Annotated in this window: 13 protein-coding genes and 1 pseudogene; 5 read left to right on the forward strand and 9 right to left on the reverse strand. The window is 56.8% G+C overall.

The window, feature by feature from the left end:
- Positions 1 to 29 precede the first annotated feature (29 nt).
- From RUA4292_RS20385 to hslO, 5 genes are all read right to left on the reverse strand, one after another.
- Positions 30 to 1,862, reverse strand: a complete 1,833-nt coding sequence (locus RUA4292_RS20385; RefSeq protein ID WP_058279244.1) for an ABC transporter ATP-binding protein — start codon at positions 1,860 to 1,862, stop codon at positions 30 to 32.
- A complete protein-coding gene (locus RUA4292_RS20390) occupies positions 1,859 to 3,697 on the reverse strand; it encodes an ABC transporter ATP-binding protein (protein WP_058279245.1) in 1,839 nt (612 codons plus the stop codon). The genes RUA4292_RS20385 and RUA4292_RS20390 overlap by 4 nt, the downstream gene beginning before the upstream one ends.
- 190 nt (positions 3,698 to 3,887) lie before the next feature.
- Positions 3,888 to 5,042, reverse strand: a complete 1,155-nt coding sequence (locus RUA4292_RS20395; RefSeq protein WP_058279246.1) for a CCA tRNA nucleotidyltransferase — start codon at positions 5,040 to 5,042, stop codon at positions 3,888 to 3,890.
- Positions 5,039 to 5,644, reverse strand: a complete 606-nt coding sequence (locus RUA4292_RS20400) for a CoA pyrophosphatase (protein ID WP_058279247.1) — start codon at positions 5,642 to 5,644, stop codon at positions 5,039 to 5,041. The genes RUA4292_RS20395 and RUA4292_RS20400 overlap by 4 nt, the downstream gene beginning before the upstream one ends.
- Positions 5,628 to 6,605 (reverse strand): Hsp33 family molecular chaperone HslO, encoded by a 978-nt coding sequence (gene hslO, locus RUA4292_RS20405; RefSeq protein ID WP_058279248.1) that lies wholly within the window; start codon positions 6,603 to 6,605, stop codon positions 5,628 to 5,630. Before hslO ends, RUA4292_RS20400 begins: the two co-directional genes overlap by 17 nt.
- A 76-nt stretch (positions 6,606 to 6,681) precedes the next feature.
- On the opposite strand from hslO, the gene RUA4292_RS20410 reads away from it, so the two are divergent.
- Positions 6,682 to 7,125: an NUDIX hydrolase gene (locus RUA4292_RS20410; protein ID WP_058279249.1), complete on the forward strand. Its 444-nt coding sequence runs from the start codon at positions 6,682 to 6,684 to the stop codon at positions 7,123 to 7,125.
- Here the strand turns inward: RUA4292_RS20410 and RUA4292_RS20415 are convergent.
- A pseudogene (locus RUA4292_RS20415) lies at positions 7,122 to 8,393 on the reverse strand (PP2C family protein-serine/threonine phosphatase). The gene RUA4292_RS20410 and the pseudogene RUA4292_RS20415 sit on opposite strands and share 4 nt — an antisense overlap.
- Before the next feature lie 151 nt (positions 8,394 to 8,544).
- Here RUA4292_RS20415 and RUA4292_RS20420 point away from each other — a divergent pair.
- Complete coding sequence (locus RUA4292_RS20420; protein WP_058279250.1) at positions 8,545 to 8,868, forward strand: Hpt domain-containing protein; 324 nt, start codon at positions 8,545 to 8,547, stop codon at positions 8,866 to 8,868.
- Between the two features lie 109 nt (positions 8,869 to 8,977).
- On the opposite strand, the gene ilvA is transcribed toward RUA4292_RS20420, so the two are convergent.
- Both ilvA and RUA4292_RS20430 read right to left on the reverse strand, forming a co-directional pair.
- Positions 8,978 to 10,204 (reverse strand): threonine ammonia-lyase IlvA, encoded by a 1,227-nt coding sequence (gene ilvA / locus RUA4292_RS20425; RefSeq protein WP_058279251.1) that lies wholly within the window; start codon positions 10,202 to 10,204, stop codon positions 8,978 to 8,980.
- A 61-nt stretch (positions 10,205 to 10,265) separates the two neighbouring features.
- On the reverse strand, positions 10,266 to 11,033 hold the full coding sequence (locus RUA4292_RS20430) for a hypothetical protein (protein WP_058279252.1): 768 nt from the start codon (positions 11,031 to 11,033) through the stop codon (positions 10,266 to 10,268).
- A gap of 141 nt (positions 11,034 to 11,174) precedes the next feature.
- Here RUA4292_RS20430 and RUA4292_RS20435 point away from each other — a divergent pair, with 141 nt between their 5' ends.
- The 3 genes from RUA4292_RS20435 (at position 11,175) to msrA (ending at position 13,602) form a co-directional block, all read left to right on the forward strand.
- Positions 11,175 to 12,401: an argininosuccinate synthase gene (locus RUA4292_RS20435; RefSeq protein ID WP_058279253.1), complete on the forward strand. Its 1,227-nt coding sequence runs from the start codon at positions 11,175 to 11,177 to the stop codon at positions 12,399 to 12,401.
- Positions 12,402 to 12,550: 149 nt separating this feature from the next.
- Positions 12,551 to 12,832 carry an SCP2 sterol-binding domain-containing protein gene (locus RUA4292_RS20440; protein ID WP_058279254.1) on the forward strand — a complete coding sequence of 94 codons (282 nt, stop codon included), beginning with the start codon at positions 12,551 to 12,553 and terminating at the stop codon, positions 12,830 to 12,832.
- Between the two features lie 98 nt (positions 12,833 to 12,930).
- A complete protein-coding gene (gene msrA, locus RUA4292_RS20445) occupies positions 12,931 to 13,602 on the forward strand; it encodes a peptide-methionine (S)-S-oxide reductase MsrA (RefSeq protein WP_058279255.1) in 672 nt (223 codons plus the stop codon).
- On the opposite strand, the gene RUA4292_RS20450 is transcribed toward msrA, so the two are convergent.
- Positions 13,599 to 14,471, reverse strand: a complete 873-nt coding sequence (locus RUA4292_RS20450; protein ID WP_058279256.1) for a ribokinase — start codon at positions 14,469 to 14,471, stop codon at positions 13,599 to 13,601. The genes msrA and RUA4292_RS20450 overlap by 4 nt on opposite strands.
- Positions 14,472 to 14,474 lie beyond the last annotated feature (3 nt).

The following is a 14,474-nucleotide window of genomic DNA, read 5'->3' on the forward strand; positions in this document are numbered from 1 at the left end:
ATACCGGGGCTTGGCCGGCAACAAAACCCTTATTCCGCAGCCTCGGCCTGAATGAACCCGCCTGACTGACGATGCCAGAACCGGGCATACAGCCCACCCTGGTCCAACAACGCGTCATGTGTGCCGGTTTCCACGATACGCCCTTGGTCCAGGACAATAATCCGGTCCATCTCGCTGAGTGTGGACAACCGATGCGCGATAGCCAGAACCGTCTTGCCTTGCATCACCCGATGCAAAGCCGTCTGGATCGAGGCCTCAACCTCGGAGTCCAGTGCCGAGGTTGCCTCATCCAGCACCAATATAGGCGCATCCTTGAGGATGGCGCGCGCCAACGCGATCCGCTGACGCTGACCACCGCTAAGCTTCACTCCGCGCTCGCCCAGATGTGCTTCATAGCCGGTGCGTCCGTGGGCATCCTGAAGGCTGAGGATGAATTCATGCGCCTCGGCCTTTTTGGCCGCCTCGATCATTTCCTCTTCCGAGGCGTCAGGGCGGCCGTAAAGAATATTCTCCCGCGCCGACCGATTGAACATCGCGGTTTCCTGCGTGACCATGCCGATCTGACGGCGCAAGCTGTCCTGCGTTATTCCGGATACGTCCTGACCATCTATCAAGATCGTGCCCTTTTCACCGTCGTACAGGCGCAACAGCAGCGAAACCAAGGTTGATTTCCCTGCCCCCGAAGCGCCGACAATGCCCAGTTTCTCGCCGGGGTGCACGGTCATGTTCAGGCCTGATACACCGCCAACATCCCGACCGTAGGCAAAGCTGACATGGTCAAAGGTGATCTGGCCTTCGAGCACGGACAACTCCGCCGCGCCCGTTTGATCCTCAACCCGTTCACGCTTGGCCAGCGTATTCATGCCGTTCTCGATCTCGCCAACATTGGCGTAAAGACCCATGAGGGTGAAACTGACCCAGCCTGTCATCTGGGCAATTCGGATGGAAATGGCACCTGCGGCCACAATGTCACCGGCTGTCGCAGACCCCGCTTGCCACAGCCACAGCGTTGCACCTATCAGCAAAACCGGCAGAACCCCGGCCAACAGCATCAAGATAAAGCGGAAACTGGCCGACAGGCTTCCGAACGCCAACATCTTTTCTCGCAGATCAACCATGGAATTCCGCGCGGCCTGATCTTCGAAGTCAGAGTGGGCAAACAGTTTAACGGTTTTGATATTGGTGATCGTGTCGACGACTTGCCCGGACACCATCGCGCGAGCGCCTGCCCGCGCCGCTGAGCGTTTACGGATGCGCGGCAGATACCAACGGACAAGCAGGAAATACACAACCAGCCAAGCCGCAAATGGCAGCATAACCAGCGGATGAATAGACCCTAACAAAAGCAATGAGCCCGCCAGCGAGGCCAAGGCAAACACGATCGCACTAATCGTCTCGGATACCACCGACGCCATCGCGTTGGATGTTTGCATCTGCTTCTGCGCGATCCGCCCTGCAAAATCGTCGTCAAAATAGGTGACCGACTGGCCCAGCGTCCACCGGTTCAGCTTGGCCAGAACCAACGGCGTGATATTGGGCATGACGATATAGTTGTTGGTCAACGACGAAAGCCCGAACAGGGCTGGCCGCAGTAGCATGAAAAACGCAACGACCCCAAGGATCATCCAGACGTTGTTGGCGGTCAGAAAGTTCTCGGGTCCGCTTGTGGTTGCTGCGTCAATGACCAGGCCCAGCATCCACGCAGTGCCCGCCTCCATCGCACCCGCAGTAGCCGAGAAAAACGCCGCGACGAAGATCATTGGCCATGCGCCAGACAGGCACCAGCGAATGAACGCCCCCAGCGATTGCGGCGGGGGCGTTTCGATGTTTTTGAACGGGTTTATGAGGTCGGCAATCCTCATTCAGCGGCCTCCGGATTCAGGAAGCCCCCAGATTGCCGCGCCCAGAACTGGGCGTAAAGCCCACCTTGCGCCAACAGTTCGGAATGGCCGCCTTCTTCGACGATCCGACCACCATCCATGACCAGAATACGGTCCATCTGCGCGATGGTGCTCAGCCGGTGGGCAATGGCGATCACGGTTTTTCCTTGCATCATACCGTAGAGAGTTTCCTGAATTGACGCTTCGACCTCGGAATCTAGAGCGGATGTCGCCTCGTCCAACAGCAAAATGGGTGCGTCCTTCAGGATCACCCGCGCCAGCGTCACGCGCTGCCGCTGACCACCGGACAGTTTCACACCCCGCTCGCCCACATGCGCATCATACCCCGTGCGCCCTTCTGGGTCTTGCAGATCAAGGATGAACTCATGCGCCTCAGCCTGTTTGGCGGCGGCAATCATCTGTTCTTCGGTGGCATCGGGGCGACCATAGAGGATGTTGTCACGCACCGACCGATGCAACAGGGCGCTGTCCTGCTGAACCATACCGATATGGCTGCGCAAACTGTCCTGCGTGACCCTGGAAATGTCCTGACCGTCAATCAGGATCGCGCCCTGTTCAACGTCGTAAAACCGCAAAAGCAACTTAACTAGGGTCGATTTTCCCGCACCGGACCGCCCGATCAGACCGATCTTTTCGCCCGGATTGAGGGTCAGATTGATGTGATCCAGCCCGCCGGTCTTGCGACCGTAATGGTGTGACAGATCACGGATGTCGATCTGACCCTTGCTCAACTGCAAGGGCTTGGCATTCGGCACATCCAACAGGTCAACGGGCTGGGCAATGGTCTGCATGCCTTCGGCCACGACACCAAGCTGACGGAAGAAGCTGGTCAGCGCCCACATGATCCATCCGGTCATCGCGTTCAGTCGCAGGGTCAAAGCAGTCGCCGCCGCAACGACACCCACAGATGCACTCCCTTGCATCCACAGAGAAATGGCCCAACCAACCACGCCGACGATCAGCAAACCGTTCAGAGCGACCAGTACCGCATCCATTATGGTGAAAATCCGCATTTCGACCTGAAAGGTACGACGCGTTTCTTCAATGGCTTCGCGGGCATAGTCCAACTCTTGTTCGTTATGGGCGAACATCTTGACCGAATGGATGTTGGTATAGCTGTCCACCACCCGACCCGTCACAGCCGAGCGCGCATCGGACGCAGCCTGCGAAGCCGGACCCACCCTTTTCACCGTCCAGCGCACCAGTATGGCGTAAAGCGCAAACCAGATCAGCAGTGGCAACAGCAACCGTGGATCCGCCGCCATCAACAGGATCGCAGCGCCAATCAGATAGGCAATCGAAAATGAGATGGCGTCAAACACCTGAAACACGGCCTCGCCTGCGGCAGGCGGCGTTTGCATGATCCGATTGGCAATGCGACCGGCAAAATCATTCTCGAACCAACCGACGGATTGGCGCAGAACGTGTTTGTGGGCACGCCAGCGGATCAGGGTGCCAAAGTTCGGTAGGATCGTGTTGTTTAACAACAGCACATCCACGACATGCAGCATCGGGCGCAGCAGCAGCACAAACGCCGCGACCAGGATAAACTCGGTGCCGTGGTTCTGCCAGACCTCGGCCGGAGGGCCCGACAGCAGGTCAACCACCCGGCCCATGTAGTAAATCAGGCCAACTTCAACTGCCGCAACAACGACAGAGATTAAACCAGCCCAGAAGAACACCCGCATGAACGGTTGCGAGTAATCCAGCATGAACGGCCACAACCGCGTCGGCGGCGTGTCGGTTTCCTTGTAGGCAACAAAAGGGTCAACGAGGTTTTCGAAATAGCGAAACATGGAGAGTGCTCCGGTTGAGCAGAAAATTAGTCATGCGAAGAAAGATGGCGTCAGAACACCACCCTTACGGGTCAAAGTGTTCCAGCCTTAGCTGTCCCAGATCCCGTAATACATTCGCATCCCTCCATTCATGTGACAGGGGCAAATAATCATAAACTCTTTTACTTGTCATCCCCTTTTGAGACTTCCTTTATCCGCCAAGCAGATCTTCGCGGCCCAGTGTGAACCCCGAAGCGATCCACTTCGCCTCAAGATCGGCCAGTTTCTTGCCCAGCGCAGGGCCGGTGAACTCGGGGATCAGATCAGTTGCCCTGATCGGGAAGGTCGCGCCCGCACCAACGTTGAGATCGTGCTTTATCGAGTCTAACCAAGGCTGTTCCAAAAAGGCACACCGCAATAGCGCTTCATGAAGCCCGTCCGTTTCACCGTACCGAAATCCCAATTCGGCAAAGCTGACCGGGCTGGACGCCTCATCCCGCATTCGTGTCAGGCGCTGCAATTGCGCGCGGCTCAGGCGCAGGGTTTGCGCGATCTCGGACGGCGCAATCGCCGCCAGTCGCCGCACCGGTTCCGGATCAGCGCCTGCCTGCTGTTCCAATGCAATCAACGGGGCCAATGCACGATCATCAGCACCCGGCAATAGTTGCACCAGTACTCCGGCGCTGCGCATTGCGGCGACGGATGGCGCGGGGTCTGGTGCGCCCAGAAGCTTTAAAAGTTCAGCACCCACGCGTTCGCGGGACAAGCCGGCCAGACCGTCCAGGTTGGACGCAATGGCGGCCAGAGCGTCGGGATCGAACCCTGCCTCGACATCGCCATACCAGGCGTGAAACCGGAAATAGCGCAGCGAACGCAGATAATCCTCGCGAATGCGGTTCGCGGCAGTGCCGATGAACCGGACGCGGCGCGCTTGCAGGTCTGGCAAACCGTTCAGAGGGTCCAAAATTGTCCCGTCGGGCCGTGCATATATCGCGTTCATCGTGAAATCGCGACGCGCGGCATCCTCTTCGACCTTGTCGGAAAAAGCGACAACGGCGCGGCGGCCATCAGTTTCCACGTCACGACGAAAGGTAGTGATCTCATGCGGGATGCCTTGGCTAACCACAGTGATTGTGCCGTGATCGATCCCGGTGGGTATGGCCTTGAGCCCAGCTTGCTGTGCCAGCTCGACCACTTTGTCGGGCCGCGCATCTGTGGCGATGTCAATATCCGATACCGGAGCGCCCAACAGCGCGTTGCGCACACATCCACCCACAAACAAGGCTTGGTACCCGGCATCGGTCAGGGCAGCGCAGACCTGTTGCGTTGCCGATTCCGACACCCAGTCTTCTTTGATTTGCGTCATTCGTTGATCCGTGCTGCCAATCCCCGCAGAATTCGGGCTGTTGCGCCCCAGATGTAATAAGGGCCGAAAGGTACCGTGTAGTAATACCGCCTTTGTCCCCGCCAGTGGCGCGATTCAACGATATAATTCGCAGGGTTGAGCACATGTGCAAGTGGAACTGAAAACACCTCGGCCACTTCGCCCAGTTCAGGCACTGGATGGAAAGGTTTCCGCAGGATCGCCACCACAGGTGTGACGGTGAATGAGGTCACTGTTTCATGCGTAGGTAGGTGGCCAAGAATTTCCGGCATTTCTTGCGGCAGTCCGATCTCTTCGCGCGCCTCACGCAATGCAGTGGCAGTCACGTCCGCATCGCCGTTATCCTGCTTGCCGCCTGGAAACGCTATCTGCCCCGGGTGATGCTTAAGCGCCGAGGATCGCTTGGTCAAAATCAAGCGCGGGGCGCCATCTGCGACTGAAATCGCAACCAAAACACCGGCAGGGCGCAGTTTGCGACCCTCAGGCAGGGCAAAATCGGGATTCAGGTCAAAATCACTGGACCCGTTACCGGGGCGGCGCAAGACCGCCCGCAGCTGATCTGTTGGATCAGGCGTTGTCAGCATCAAATCCGACCGTGGCAGGATCCAGCACATAATGTGCACCGCAGAACTGACAATCAGCCGTCACGTCGCCTTCGGGCGTGGTCATCTTTTCGATGTCCTTGGCCGAATAGATCGACAGGCTCTGACGAACACGGTCTTCTGAACAGGTACACCCGAATTGCACTGATTGCGCATCGTACACGCGCGGCTGTTCCTCATGAAACAGCCGGACCAACAGATCCGTAGGTGCAATCGACGGGCCGATCAGTTCCAAATCGTCGACCGTATCCAGCAGGATGTTGACGCGACCCCAGTTTTCACCTTCTTCACCATCGACAAGGTCATCTGCAGTCAGGATGTTCCCTTCGCCCTCGCCTGATGCCACGAAGGGTGAAGCCTTGGGCATGTGCTGCAGCATGACGCCACCCGCGCGCCAATGTTCTCCAACGCCCGGTTCGGTCGATTTGCCAAAGCTCAGCGAAAACCGGGTCGGCAATTGTTCCGACTGGGCGAAATACGCCTCAGCACAGGCACTCAGCGACCCACCCGCCAAAGGGGTGATTCCCTGATACGGCTGGGTCCCCTCACCCTGGTCGATCATGATGGCAAAATACCCCTCGCCCACCTGATCGAAAGGCACACCATCAGTCAGACGGTCGCGGTCAAAGCTGGCATAGGCGCGAATGCGGGCCGGCTCCCCCTCTTGCTGAGGCGCATAATAGTCGGTCGCAATCATGCGCACCGGACCTTTAGACTGAACCTGCAGGGACAGCTTCCAGCGCAGCGCAACTGTCTGGCCGATCAATGCGGTCAGCAGGGCCATCTCGGCCACCAGAGCCTCGACCTTTTCTGGATAGTCATGCTGGCTCAGGATGCCATCAAGCACACCATCCAGACGGGCCACGCGGCCGCGCATATCCGATACATCAAGTTGAAAGGGCAGGACGGTGTCGTCCCACGCGATTTTTGTTCCAAGAGACATGGGGTTTCCTTACACGCCACAGGTTGGCATACCGCCAGCATATAGGTCGAACTATTCGGGTTTTAAGGGGCCATACATGATCAGACGGTTTGGTGAAACCCCTCAGGCCGGGCGAACATATACACGCCGGGTGGGTGTTTATGCATTGCTGCCCCGAGGCCGCAGCCTTTTGCTGACCTGTCAGACAGAACCCGGACCCGATCTGCAATTGCCCGGCGGCGGAATTGATCCGGGCGAATCGCCCATCACTGCCCTGCACCGAGAAGTGTTCGAAGAAACCGGCTGGTTGATCGCGTCGCCCCGCCGCATCGGTGCTTTTCGTCGGTTCACTTATATGCCCGAATACGATTTGTGGGCCGAAAAGCTGTGCCATATCTATCGCGCGCGTCCCATCCAGCGCATGGGTCCACCGTCTGAGCCGTTCCATGAAGCCATATGGATGGACACCGCCGATGCGGTCCAATTGCTGGGCAATGACGGAGATCGCCACTTTGCCGCGCTGCATGAACAGCGGCTTTAGTGTCCGTTGTATTCAAAGAAAACAGCCGAAACATCATCATCCATACCTCGGCCAGGTGCCATCGCTTGCGTCAGCCGCCAGAACATATCGTCCAGGAACTCCGTTCCGTTTCGGTCCGGCCCGCAATCCAGCGCCATCTGTCGCAAGCCATCCTCGTCCAGCAGGCCACCGTCGGCGAGGCTGCATTCTGTGAACCCATCGAAATACAGCAATAGCCTGTCGCCGGGTTGCATTTAGAACTCGGTCCGCTGAAACGTGACGTCCGGCAGCAATCCAATAGGCAACCCGCCCTCGCCCAGAAATTCCGTTCTGCCGTCCTGACATAACAACAGCGGATGAGGGTGCCCGGCCTGCACCATTTTCACATACCTGTTGCGCAGATCTACGATGGCATAGACCATCGTGAAATACTCTTCGATCCCCGTATCCGCCATCAGTCGCGAGTTCAGGGTTTCGGCAACTTCTTCCGGCGGTAGCAGAGCATAAAATTTGTCGAACCGCCGCGCCATCGCCACGTTCTGGTCGAAATGATTGCTGGACAGATAGCCCCCAAAGCGTGCAGTCATAATCGCAGACGTGATGCCATGCCCGGACACATCGATACTGTAGAACCCAAGCCTGTTCACACCCGGAGAGAACATCCCCACCAGATCGCCGCCGATATGACCGCAGGGTTTCAGCAACATGCTGACCCTAGACTTACCGAATTCGCGCGTCAGCTCGGGTACCAGCGATTCCTGTATCTTGCGCGCCTGGATCAAGTCCCTGTCGATCGCGTCATGGGCGACGCGCAGTTCCTCAAGCGCGGTTTCGATCATCTGATTTTTCTTGGACAATTCGCGCTGCATATCCAGAATGCGCGCACCGGCTGATATACGCACGCGCAGCTCATCCGCCTCAAGCGGTTTGATCAGAAAATCATCCGCACCGGTATCCAGACCGCGCGCCACCTCTTGCTTTTCGCTTTTGGAAGTCAGCAGGATGAAGTAGCTGTATTGCTTGTTGTCCAAGGCGCGGATCGCCTTGCAGAAATCCAGCCCGCTCATCCCCGGCATCACCCAATCGCTGAGGACAAGATCCGGCGGGTCCGCTGCGCACATTTCAATCGCAACATCACCGCTATCGGCCTCAAGCACGTCAAATCCCCATTTTTTGAGCGAGGCGACCAGAATACGCCGCTGCAGGCGGCTGTCATCAACGACAAGCACCTTTTGGATCACACCAAAATCCAGATCTGATCCACTTTCTGCCTGACTGACCCTTGTCACCTTAACCCTCTGCCCAGCGGCGCTTATCAGAATGGGAAGACCCTATCGCGCCGCAGTTTAACAATGGGTGAAAGCCGAAGTTCATTCCGCTTAACCTGCTCTTTACCGGTTCTGCGGTACCAAATCTCCTGGCAGATAAAGCGAGGATGGCATGATCAACTGGTCCAGGGTCCGGCAACTAAGGGACGAGGTTGGCGCCAGTGAGTTTGATGAGGTGGTGCAGATCTTCCTTGATGAGGTGAACGAAGCCCTTACCCTGCTTCGGAACGACACCGCCCGCACCGAGTTTGAACAAAACCTGCATTTCGTAAAAGGTAGCGCGCTGAGCCTTGGGTTCGAAACTTTGGCCAAGCTGTGTCAGGACGGGGAACGACAATCGGCACAAGGGGACAGCCAGGCGGTCGACTTTGCCAATATCCTCAGCATTTTTGAACGCTCAACCGCCGAATTCAAGGCGGGATTATGCAGTTTTTAGCGAATGTCAGCGCGGCTTCTTCCTGTTCGCGACGCTACATTTCCCGGCAATTCCAGAAACCGAAATGAAGATTGAACAGGCCGGAGAGACACACAAATTGATCGTGGCTTCAGATCACGAACTGCGCCAGCGTTTCGTCTTCGGTGATGTCGGTATAGGTAAAACCCGCATCATCAAGATGCGCAAACAGGCGCACAAAATTCTCAGGCTTTCGCGTTTCGATACCGATCAGCACCGACCCGAAATTGCGCGCCGACTTTTTCATGTATTCAAAACGTGCAATATCGTCCTCGGGGCCCAGGATGCCCAGAAACTCTTTTAATGCACCCGGACGTTGTGGCAGGCGCAGGATGAAGTATTTCTTGACGCCGGAATACCTCTGCGCTCGTTCCTTGACCTCAGGCAATCGTTCGAAATCAAAGTTGCCGCCTGAGGTGACGCACACCACGGTCTTACCCCGGATAAAGCTTTGCACGTCGCCCACAGCCTCAACCGCCAGAGCCCCCGCTGGTTCCAGTACGATGCCTTCGACGTTCAACATTTCGATCATGGTGGTACAGATACGATCTTCGGACAGAACCAAGACGTCGGACAAATGGCGGGATTTCAACAGCTCAAACGGCTTTTCACCGATCCGGCCCACTGCCGCACCGTCGACAAATGTATCTACGTGATCCAGAGCCACCGGATGGCCCGCCGCCAAAGCCGCGCGCAGACAGGCGCCACCCGCCGGCTCCACGAACAGACAATGCGTCCGATCCCCGAACCATGTGGCCACGCCAGACGACATGCCACCACCACCCACTGGCAAGATGACATGATCGGGAACCCGTCCAAGCTGTTCCTCAATCTCAACCGCTAAGGACGCCTGACCTTCGATCACGTCCTCATCATCAAAGGGCGACAGAAAGTACCCACCTTGCTGGGCGCACCAGTCTTGCGCGGCGGCCAGCGTGTCGTCGAAATAGTCTCCGGTCAGGTGGATCTCGATATTGTCGCCGCCGAAAATCCGGGTCTTCTGGATTTTCTGCTGCGGCGTGGTCACAGGCATGAAAATGACACCGCGTACGTTCAGGTGTTTGCACATATAAGCAACACCCTGCGCATGATTGCCCGCACTGGCGCAGACGAACAGATCCTGCCCTTGCTGCTTTCGCATGGCATTGAACGCGCCGCGGATCTTGTAAGACCGCACCGGGCTGAGATCCTCACGCTTAAGCCAGATATCGGCGCCATAGTGGTCGGACAGGTGGGCATTCCGTTGCAACGGCGTTGCCGGAAAAACAGAACGCATCACTTGTTCGGCGGCGCGGGCGCGGGTCATGAAATCGGTCATGAACGCTTCACTCGCTTATCCCGACTAAAAGGGCAAGGAATACATATGTGTACGGGCGCGGTCAGGTGAGTTCCCGCTTTTCGATGAAGATTCCGTACATGGTTGTCAGGATGCTAACGTTGATCATCGGCAGAACCAAAGTCCCAAAAAACACCGTCAACAAGATTCCCAGCACCGGAATGATTGCCAGAGCCGTAAAAACAAGCTGCACAAGAAATTGGAACAGGAACGAAACAACGAGCAGCACCAATACCGAGCCTGCGATACCCTGCGTTTTGGTCCATGCTTCGCCGAGTGTGATGGGGTCCCCAATGGCGGCTGCAGGCAGGATAATCGACAGCCGGTAAAAGCACACCAACAAAAAGACCACGTAAACCAAAAACAGGATGATCGACAAACCCGCGAGGCTTTCCCCAAGCAATGCAAAGACCAGCCCCATTGGCATCCACGCGACTACCATCAGTATTCCCAACATCAAGGCGCGTCCTAAATAGGCGAGAATTCTATCGAACCGAAAGGTTGGGAAGATACCAGTGGGATATTCTTCGAGCAGGATATAGCGGTGCCAAGAAACCGCGATCCAGAAGATTGTGACAAGAAGCACGGCGATCAGGCCAATAACGAATAGAAAAATACCGCCTACTGAAGCTCCCGGTGGCAATTCTCCTGCGCCTTCGTCAAAAGCTTCCAACGGAAAACCTGACACCATGAATAACGCTACGATCAACGCTGTTGCGATCAAAGCAGGACCTACAGTAATCTGCAGAACCTGTTTGATGTTCCCAAATACCATCCGCACGGAATGGACAAAAATCTGCCAACCCAACATCTTTGAACCGCCCTCTCAACCAAGCCTTGTTTTATATACAAGTGTTTCACCCCAATTCAGACCCTGCGTCAACGCAGATAACTTGCCCCCGCTCACAAAACCCGTTAGGGGCCAATCGTCTTACGAATAAGGGGAAGTCAGATGTCCGCGCCCAAGAAAGTTGTTCTGGCCTATTCCGGTGGCCTTGATACTTCGATCATCCTGAAATGGCTGCAGACCGAGTATGGTTGTGAGGTCGTAACCTTCACTGCCGATCTGGGTCAGGGTGAGGAACTTGAGCCAGCGCGCCAAAAGGCCGAGATGCTGGGAATCAAGCCCGAGAATATCTTTATTGAGGATGTCCGCGAGGAATTCGTCCGCGATTTTGTCTTCCCCATGTTCCGCGCCAATGCGCTGTATGAGGGTCTGTATCTGCTGGGCACCTCGATCGCGCGCCCGCTGATTTCGAAACGTCTGGTTGAGATTGCTGAAGCCACCGGTGCCGACGCGGTGGCCCACGGCGCAACCGGCAAGGGCAACGATCAGGTGCGGTTCGAACTCGCGGCTTACGCGCTGAACCCCGACATCAAGGTGATCGCGCCCTGGCGCGAATGGGATCTGACCAGCCGGACCAAGCTGTTGGAATTTGCCGAAGCGAACCAGATCCCGATCGCCAAGGACAAACGCGGCGAGGCACCCTTCTCGGTTGATGCCAACCTGCTGCACACTTCGTCCGAGGGTAAGGTTCTGGAAGACCCTGCCGATATGGCGCCCGACTATGTCTATCAGCGCACGGTTCACCCCGAGGATGCGCCGAACGAGCCTGAATTCATCGAGATTGGTTTTGAAAAAGGCGACGCGGTCAGCATCAATGGCGAAGCGATGAGCCCCGCAACCATCCTGACCAAGCTGAACGAATATGGCGGCAAGCACGGCATTGGGCGTCTCGATCTGGTCGAGGGTCGCTTTGTTGGCATGAAATCGCGCGGCATCTATGAAACACCGGGCGGAACCGTCCTGCTGGAAGCGCACCGTGGTATCGAATCCATCACCATGGACCGTGGCGCAATGCACCTGAAGGACCAGTTGATGCCGCAATATGCGGAGCTGATCTATAATGGCTTCTGGTACTCGCCTGAGCGAGAGATGTTGCAAGCTGCAATCGACAAGTCGCAGGAACATGTCACCGGAACCGTGCGCGTGAAACTGTACAAAGGTTTGGCCTCGACCGTTGGCCGCTGGTCGGATCATTCGCTCTATTCTGAAGAGCATGTAACCTTTGAAGACGATGCCGGGGCATACGATCAGAAAGACGCGGCTGGCTTCATCCAGTTGAACGCGTTGCGTCTGAAACTGCTAGCCTCGCGCGAAAAGCGTCTGTCCAAATAATTCTTGCCATCGTTGCAACGACGAACCCGGTGCCCGAAAGGATGCCGGGTTTTTCTTTGTCTTCGCTGACAAGTCAGTTCCAGTAGCGTCACCCTTGCCTGCTTTGCCTGTTTGTCTTTACGCAAAGGTCAACGGGGAAAGGACATACCATGCTTCAGGACATCGCCGACGGGATCCAGAAAGGTCTGAACGGCAAGACATTTGACGGCTCTCTCAAGTTCGATTGCGGTGATGACGGGGTGATCGTGCTGATCGACAATCAGGCGACGACACAAGATCAGGATGCAGACTGCACGATCCAAATTTCACAGGAAAACCTGACCAAGCTGCTGACCGGCAAGCTGAACCCAATGACCGGCGTGGCATTGGGCAAGCTCAAGATCTCGGGCAATATGGGTGTGGCAATGAAGCTGGGGCAACTGCTGGGGTAAGCGCCGATAAACTCGTCTCACCAGCGCGTGACAAACCATGTCAGCGGATTGCAACGGCAGAAAAGTAGGGGCAGCCTGATCTCAGAAGGAGATCTGCCATGACCCGGACCACATACCTCTGTTTCGTTAAACCGTCGCTTCTGTTTGTCCTGATCACACTGGCCGCGATGCTGCGTGCCCTGCCCGCGCCAGCTGCCGGCACTGAAACCCTGACCGTCGCCGGAGGGTGTTTTTGGTGTGTTGAATCCGATTTTGAATCGGTTCCCGGCGTGATTGGCGCCGTATCCGGCTTTACCGGCGGTAAGACTGCCAATCCGACTTATGACCAAGTGACGAAAGGTGGCACCGGACATTACGAGGCTGTTCAGATCACCTTCGACTCTTCGCGGGTTTCCCGTGAAACACTGCTGAGCATGTTCTTCCGTTCCGTTGATCCAACCGATGCGGGTGGCCAATTCTGTGATCGCGGCAACAGCTATCGCACTGCTGTTTTTGTCTCTAACACAGGCGAAAAGGCGTTGGCGCAGAAAGCCAAAGCCAATGCGCAGCAGGCGCTGGGTCAAACCGTAGTTACCCCCATCTTGAACGCGGGCACCTTTTACCCGGCCGAAGCTTACCATCAGGATTACTATAAGGGCGACAAGCTGGTGCTCACCCGCTTTGGTCCGAAACGCCAGAAAAACGCATACAAAGCCTACCGCAAAGCCTGCGGTCGGGATGCGCGCGTCAAGCAGCTCTGGGGTAGCAACGCACCATTCGCCGGATCCTAACCGAACCGGGCTTCCAGCACCTCTTTGAGGTCGGGAATAACATCCGCCGTGCCGTGCCGCGTGACCATCAGGGCCGCGGCACGATTTGCTTGTGCAATCGCCTGCGGCATCGGCAACCCGCGATCCATTCCGGCCAGAACGTAACCGGTAAAGGTATCCCCCGCGCCGGTCGTGTCCACGGCTTTTACTTTGTGTGCCGAAATCTCAAGTGCCTCACCATCCTTGGGTAGGTAGCGCGCGCCTTTAGACCCCAACGTGACCAGTACATGCTTAACAGGCAATTCAGCGACGGATTGACCCGTACTTTCGCGCAGCTGTTCTGCTTCGACCTCATTCAGGATCAGGAAGTCCAGATAAGGCAGCACCGCCTGCACGGCATCAGCCTGAAACGGCGCGGCGGCATAGCAGACGGTCAGTCCAAGATCACGGCCCATGCGGGCGGCCTCGACCTGGGCGTTGGTCTCGTTCTGCATAACCAGCAGATCACCGGGAACAGCCTGCGATAAGGCCTGTCCCAGCTGATCCTGCTCGATGGCGTGGTTCGCGCCGGGATACAGTATGATTTGGTTCTCACCCTGCTTGTCCACCGCAATGATCGCGTGACCTGTGGGCGCGTCGACCTCGGCGATGAACCGGGTGTCGACGCCGTATTCAGTCATACGGTCCCGCGCCCAGCGCCCGTCAGATCCCACGCCGCCGATATGCGCCACACGCGATCCGGCACGCGCCGCTGCAACGGACATGTTGGCCCCTTTGCCACCCAAAAACCGCTCCAAGTTCGAAGCGGCCAGGGTTTCACCAGCAGTGGGCAGATGCGGCAGGGCATAGATCATGTCCGCATTGATCGAGCCTAGGTTCCAGATCGTCACGGT

Source organism: Ruegeria atlantica (assembly GCF_001458195.1).
GTDB classification, from domain to species: Bacteria; Pseudomonadota; Alphaproteobacteria; order Rhodobacterales; family Rhodobacteraceae; genus Ruegeria; species Ruegeria atlantica.